The organism is Halobacillus sp. BBL2006, assembly GCF_000786645.1.
Lineage (GTDB): Bacteria > Bacillota > Bacilli > Bacillales > Halobacillaceae > Halobacillus.
In genome coordinates this window covers 1-3,758 of record NZ_JRNX01000552.1, presented here as the reverse complement: position 1 = coordinate 3,758, position 3,758 = coordinate 1, and the positions used below count along the sequence as shown (strand labels likewise).

Genomic DNA, 3,758 nt, shown 5'->3' with positions numbered 1-3,758 from the left:
GGGACAGAGATCATTAAAGAATTAGGTGAGCATCATATGAATACAGGTGATTTGATCATTTATACATCTGCTGATTCAGTCTTGCAAATTGCTGCTCACGAAGAGGTTATTCCACTAGAAGAACTTTATGAGATTTGTGAACTGTGCAGGGAGTTGACACTTGACGAGAAATATATGGTTGGCCGTGTTATTGCCCGCCCGTTTGTTGGGAGTTCTGGAGCGTTTGAGCGAACATCCAACCGCCATGATTATGCCTTGAAACCTTTTGGACGAACAGTCATGAACGAAATGGAAGATGGAGGCCTTGATGTTATTGCCTTAGGCAAAATCTCTGACATTTATGATGGTGAAGGGGTCACTGAAGCAATTCGAACGAAAGATAATATGGATGGAATGGATCAACTCGTAAATTCAATGGACAAAGATTTCAAAGGTATGAGCTTTCTGAACCTTGTTGACTTTGATGCGAAATTCGGTCACCGTCGTGATCCACTAGGGTATGGAGAAGCTTTGGAAGCCTATGATAAGCGTCTCCCTGAAGTTCTTGAAAAAATGCAGGACGATGATTTGTTGATTATTACTGCTGACCATGGAAATGATCCAGTACACCACGGAACAGATCACACAAGAGAACTTGTTCCTCTAGTGGTTTATCACAATGGGATTAGTGAAGGGAAAGAGTTGGACCAACGTCAGACTTTTGCTGATATTGGAGCGACGGTGTCTGAAAACTTCTCTATCAAAATGCCTGAACATGGCAAAAGCTTTTTAAACGAAATCAAATAGGGGTGAGGAATATGTATCAACTAAAAGTAAAAGAAGCAGCAGATTTTATACAGGGACAAATTGACGTTGAACCAACAGTCGGTCTCATCTTAGGATCAGGACTAGGCGTTCTCGCTGATGAAATTCAGAATCCTAAGACGATTGTTTATGCGGATATCCCTCATTTTCCAGAGTCCACTGTCTCTGGGCACAAGGGTCAACTCGTAATTGGTGAGCTCGAAGGACGACAGGTCATCGCAATGCAAGGGCGTTTTCACTATTACGAAGGCTACAAAATGCAGCAAGTGACTTTTCCTGTCCGGGTAATGAAAGAATTAGGAGTTGAAACCCTATTTGTGACGAACGCAGCAGGAGGAATCAATGAATCCTTCGAACCGGGAAATCTAATGATCATTACTGATCACATCAACAACATGGGAGATAGTCCGCTTATCGGTCCAAATGACGAAAAAATGGGACCCCGCTTTCCCGATATGTCAGAGGCGTATGATCGTGCACTCATTGATCATGCAAAACAAAGTGCCGGTCGCTTGAACTTGAACGTGCAGGAAGGAGTTTATGTAGGAAACACAGGGCCAGCTTACGAAACAGGCGCAGAGGTTCGCATGTTACGTACTCTCGGTGGGGACGCTGTTGGTATGTCAACTGTTCCAGAAGTGATGGTAGCCAACCATGCAGGCCTACGTGTCTTGGGTATTTCCTGTATTTCCAACATGGCGGCAGGGATTCTTGATCAACCATTAACACATGATGAAGTAATTGAAACAACGGCTCAAGTTCGAGAGGATTTCTTGAATTTTGTCAAAGAAACATTGAAGACATTGCCGGCTTAAACAATACAGTAAAGGGTGATAGAGATGAGAATGTATGACATTATCGTCAAAAAGAGAGATGGCGGGGAATTAACGAAGGAAGAAATCTACTTTTTTATAGAAGGCTATACAAAAGGGGAAATACCTGATTATCAAGCTTCTGCCTTAACTATGGCTATTTATTTTCAGGGAATGAGCCAAGAAGAAACAGCTACGCTGACTCAGGCAATGGTTGATTCAGGGGAAACAATAGACCTGTCAGCGATTAAAGGCCATAAGGTTGATAAACACTCCACTGGCGGTGTTGGAGATAAAGTAACGTTCATCGTCGGTCCACTGGTAGCTTCTGTTGGAGTGCCTGTTGCGAAAATGTCTGGTCGTGGGCTAGGTCATACAGGAGGAACCCTAGATAAGCTTGAGTCAATAAAAGGACTTCAGATTGAGATGACTAAAGAGAAGTTCATTGAAAATGTTAATACCAATAAATTGGCTGTTGCTGGACAGACAGGAAACCTTGCTCCTGCGGATAAAAAACTTTATGCGTTGCGAGATGTTACAGGGACTGTCGATTCACTTCCGTTAATTGCAGGTTCGATCATGAGTAAAAAGCTTGCTTCAGGTGCTGACAGCATCGTTCTTGATGTGAAAACGGGATCCGGTGCGTTTATGAAAACACTGGAGGATTCAGAAAACCTTGCTAGAGAGATGGTTAATATCGGCAATAACTTAGGTCGCAATACAGTTGCTGTAATCAGTGATATGAATCAGCCCCTTGGATTCGAGGTAGGAAACGCAAACGAAATTAAAGAAGCTGCAGAAATTTTACAGGGTAAGAATGTTGAAGACCTACGCAAACTATCCTTGGAAATTGCTTCTCATATGACGGTGCTTGCCGAAGTGTTCGACTCTTATGAAGATGCTTATCAAGCACTTGAAGAGAATATCGAGAACGGCAAAGCCTTCAAATCTCTACGCACTTTAATCGAGTCACAAGGTGGCGATGTTGCCATGATTGACGATTTGGAGAAGCTACCTAAAGCTAAGTATGACATTGAAGTAAAAGCATCAAAAGGTGGTTATGTATCGGCTATCGATGCAGAGTCCATTGGAATTGCAGCCATGTATCTTGGAGCTGGACGTGCTACAAAAGATGATGAAATTAACCATGGAGTTGGGATCACCTTAAATAAGAAAATCGGTGATGAAGTTAAAGAAGGCGAAGCGCTTGTTATCCTCCACAGTGATAATGAAAATGCCAACGACTCTATCAAAAAGGTTCAAGAAGCCTACACGATTTCTGATGAAAAAGTTGAAAAGCCAACATTGATTCATAATATTATTAAATAATTTCAAAGGAAAAGTCTCGGGTTCCCCGAGGCTTTTTGTGTTGTGGTATTGTGAAAGTACTAATGGAGAAGGAGGGAATTTAAATTGAGTGATTGTGTCTTTTGTATGCCTGAATTAGACATGGATCAACGGATTGTTTTTGAAAACGAAAGCTGCATGTTTTTACAAAAAGATCAGCCTGTTTTAAAAGGATCTGGACTAATTGTTCCTAAAGCCCATAAGCGAACGGTATTTGATCTGAGTTCTAAAGAATGGTCGGATACACAGGAAATGCTGCTCCGAGTAAAACATTGGCTGGACGAGATATGGCGGCCTGAGGGCTATAACATAGGTTATAACTGTGGTGAAGTTGGCGGGCAGCACATCTTTCATGCCCATTTACATGTGATCCCAAGATTCAGTGACGAACCTTATGCAGGACGCGGGCTCAGACACTGGCTCAAACAGGAAGCTAATAGAAGAAATACATAAACTAAATGTAAAAAGACTCTGCGCTTCGTAGAGTCTTTTTTGTTTACACGATTATTTAAGCCTTTTTTAATATTAACTTGTAAAACAAATAAATGGATTATAAATGTTATTTAACAAACGTGCAGTATTCTGTAAGACTCGATTTCGAGATGTTTTGGGGTTCGTTTGACATACTGGGAGGCAGGGATGATTGGGAAGCTACTCGCTTTCCTGTGGGGGAGCGCCGAGCTCCTCGGGCTACCACCCTGCGGGATCTCGCCTATCTCCTTCTCCCACGGGAGTCTCGCAGCTTCCCAACCACCCCATTTGATGTAGGTGAATAACGAACCCACCTACACGGAT

Annotated in this window: 4 protein-coding genes; all 4 read left to right on the top strand. The window is 42.4% G+C overall.

The genetic code is table 11. From position 1 onward, the window contains the following. Nucleotides 1–786: phosphopentomutase (deoB, locus tag LD39_RS15760; RefSeq protein ID WP_035549437.1), on the top strand; the 786-nt coding region annotated here is incomplete at its 5' end. An 11-nt stretch (nt 787–797) separates the two neighbouring features. Continuing rightward, on the top strand, nt 798–1,619 hold the full coding sequence (locus LD39_RS15755; protein ID WP_035549434.1) for a purine-nucleoside phosphorylase: 822 nt from the start codon (nt 798–800) through the stop codon (nt 1,617–1,619). Nucleotides 1,620–1,643: 24 nt separating this feature from the next. Continuing rightward, a complete protein-coding gene (locus tag LD39_RS15750; protein WP_035549432.1) occupies nt 1,644–2,945 on the top strand; it encodes a pyrimidine-nucleoside phosphorylase in 1,302 nt (433 codons plus the stop codon). Between the two features lie 84 nt (nt 2,946–3,029). Next, nucleotides 3,030–3,416: an HIT family protein gene (locus LD39_RS15745; protein WP_035549429.1), complete on the top strand. Its 387-nt coding sequence runs from the start codon at nt 3,030–3,032 to the stop codon at nt 3,414–3,416. Nucleotides 3,417–3,758: the final 342 nt, after the last annotated feature.

Bases quoted from the DNA above. Each gene is read 5' to 3' on its own strand.
- LD39_RS15755 (WP_035549434.1), top strand. From the start codon at position 798: ATGTATCAACTAAAAGTAAAAGAAGCAGCAGATTTTATACAGGGACAA.
- LD39_RS15750 (WP_035549432.1), top strand. From the start codon at position 1,644: ATGAGAATGTATGACATTATCGTCAAAAAGAGAGATGGCGGGGAATTA.